Here is a 2,579-nt window from a genome sequence, read left to right on the forward strand (position 1 = left end):
CGCCTAAAAAAATATCATCTAATTTTACATTGTAAAGAGTAGCTAAATCTCTTAAAAGTTCAAAAGGTATATTCGTACTGTTTTTTTCGTACTTTGAAATGGTTTGAAAATTCTTGTTAACTTTTTTAGCCACCTCTCTCAATGTATAGCCTGCGTTGATTCTGCAAGCTTTTAACGTCCATTGTTGCATTACTTTACGTCTCCTTTCAAAAAAATAACAAATCAATAGTACTATTTTATCCGTACTGAGTCAAGTATTTTTGTAAAAAAGTTTCATTTTTTTAGTACTTAGTGCTATAATGTTCCTGTGAAATAATTTCAGGAGGTATAAATAATCATGTCAAAAAATAGCCCCCAAGATATAAAAAATAGGGAGATATTCTCCCAAAATCTCAACAGAATTATGAAAAACAAAGGTGTTAGACAAATAGATTTACATAACAATCTAGGTATCCCCAAAAGCACTATAACAGGATATGTTAAAGGTTATTCAATGCCAACGTTTGGCAATATCCAAAAAATAGCCGATTATCTCAACGTCAAAAAATCAGACCTTGACCCTCGTTTTTCTGCCAATAGTTCCGCACTTAAAAACGACACCGAACCAATACCAGTAGAGGATTTAAAAAACAGGTTCATGACGTTTGACGGTAAACCGCTAACAGAAGATGACTTGGAAGCAATCCAAACCATTATAGAAGTATATCTAGGAAAACAAGGCGGTAACTAAATGGAAGAATTGGAAAAACTAGCTAGCCAATACGGGTATAAAGTTCTATTTTTTTCGCCTGAATTTTGGGGACGTGCTGGGGTGATAGACCATGTTAAAAAAATAATATTTGTTAACGCTATGGCAGACCCAATAACCATTAAAAAGGTCATCTACCACGAGTTAGGGCATAAAGACCATAACCCCGCCAATTATGACCGATTGCGTGAAAAATACGAATTACAAGCCAACAAATCCATGTTACAAAATCTTGTAGCGGAAGAATTAAAAAACATTGAATTGCAAGACTTTAATATTTTACAATTTTGTCAAAAGTATCAGCTAAAAGAAAGCTATTATATGGATATGCTATATTCTATGTTAACCTAACCCACGCGCCATCATTCGCCTATATTTTGGCTTACAGTAGCGCTCAATTTTGAGCTATTTCTATACTATGATTTTCTATGATTTCTGACCTGCCTAGATATTACATAGGTCAACCGTTTTGTTACGTCATATACTAGGATTTTCCAGTATTTCATTCCAACATTTTCCAACAATTCATATAAACCTAAAACCTTTTCAATAATGGCTTGCCTGCTGTAGAAAGGTTTATCATGAACATCAAAGAAGTTATTAAAAAAAACGGTACAAAAGTGTACCGCTCAAATGTTTATTTGGGAGTAGATAGCATTACAGGAAAGAAAGTTAAAACGACTATAACAGGGCGAACGAAAAAAGAAGTTAAAGCTAAAGCCCAGCAAGCCCAAAACGATTTTAAAGCTAACGGGTCAACCGTATTCAAGAGGGTAAAGGTCACCACATATAAGGAACTCGCTGCCTTGTGGTTAGAAAATTATCAAATGACAGTTAAACCCCAAACACTCGTAAGCACGCGCCAGTTTTTGAAAAACCATATTTTGCCCGTGTTTGGTGATATGCAGCTAGACAAGATACATATAGCACACGTACAAAGTTGGGTAAACAAGCTAGCTTTCAAGATTGTTAATTATGGGGTGGCTGCCTCAATAAACAAGCGTATTTTACAGTATGGGGTTAGTATGCAATTGATACCGTTCAACCCTGCGCGTGAAGTTATTCTACCTAGACCACAAAAGGCAGGCGCTAACCGTATCAAATTCATAGATAAGGAAGACTTGAAAACATTCCTAGACTACATGGAACGACTAGCACCAACCGCCTATAATTATTACTATGATAGTGTACTGTATAATCTGTTACTTGCTACTGGGTGCCGATATGGGGAGGCTGTAGCTCTTGAATGGTCTGATATTGATTTTAATAGTGCAACTATCAGCATTACCAAGACTTATAACAGAATTGTAAAACAGGTTGGCACCCCTAAAAGTAAAGCAGGTATCAGAACTATCAGCATAGATAACAAAACTATTCTCATGCTCAAGCAGTACAGGAACAGACAACGTCAAGCATTTATGGAGATTGGTTCGCCTGCTCCTGCCTTGGTATTCTCTACAACGGTATCACAATACCCAAATAGTGACGCTAGAACCAAGTCACTTAGACACCGTTGCAAGGAAGCGGGTATCCCACAATTTACCTTTCACGCTTTTAGACACACGCACGCTAGTTTGTTGCTTAATGCTGGTATTAGCTATAAAGAATTGCAGCACCGTCTAGGACACGCAACGTTAGCCATGACCATGGACACGTACAGTCACTTATCAAAAGAGAAAGAAAAAGAGGCGGTACTGTATTATGAAAAAGCTCTCCAAAATTTGTGAAAGTCCACAAAAAGGGGAGTAAATTCAAAACAATAGACCTAAAAACACCCCTCAAACGTTGATAGTATAGGATTTTAGATAGCAAATAAGAAAAAATACTTCGT

The 2,579-nt window shown here is 36.5% G+C and carries 3 protein-coding genes and 1 pseudogene; 3 read left to right on the forward strand and 1 reads right to left on the reverse strand.

Going from position 1 to position 2,579, the window contains the following annotated elements; all coding sequences use genetic code 11:
- The coding region (locus tag HFK82_RS08690) for a helix-turn-helix domain-containing protein (protein WP_168261484.1) at positions 1-190 on the reverse strand (190 nt) is incomplete at its 3' end.
- Positions 191-337: 147 nt separating this feature from the next.
- Between HFK82_RS08690 and HFK82_RS09230 the strand changes: the two are divergent.
- The 3 genes and pseudogenes from HFK82_RS09230 to HFK82_RS08705 all read left to right on the forward strand — a co-directional run.
- Positions 338-571 (forward strand): annotated as a pseudogene (locus tag HFK82_RS09230) (helix-turn-helix domain-containing protein); the annotation flags it as partial.
- A 159-nt stretch (positions 572-730) separates the two neighbouring features.
- A complete protein-coding gene (locus HFK82_RS08700) occupies positions 731-1,099 on the forward strand; it encodes an ImmA/IrrE family metallo-endopeptidase (RefSeq protein ID WP_168261050.1) in 369 nt (122 codons plus the stop codon).
- Between the two features lie 230 nt (positions 1,100-1,329).
- Positions 1,330-2,475, forward strand: coding sequence for a tyrosine-type recombinase/integrase (locus tag HFK82_RS08705; protein WP_168261049.1), 1,146 nt, complete (start codon positions 1,330-1,332; stop codon positions 2,473-2,475).
- The last annotated feature ends 104 nt before the right edge of the window (positions 2,476-2,579 follow it).

Source organism: Streptococcus alactolyticus (genome assembly GCF_012277075.1).
Lineage (GTDB): Bacteria > Bacillota > Bacilli > Lactobacillales > Streptococcaceae > Streptococcus > Streptococcus alactolyticus.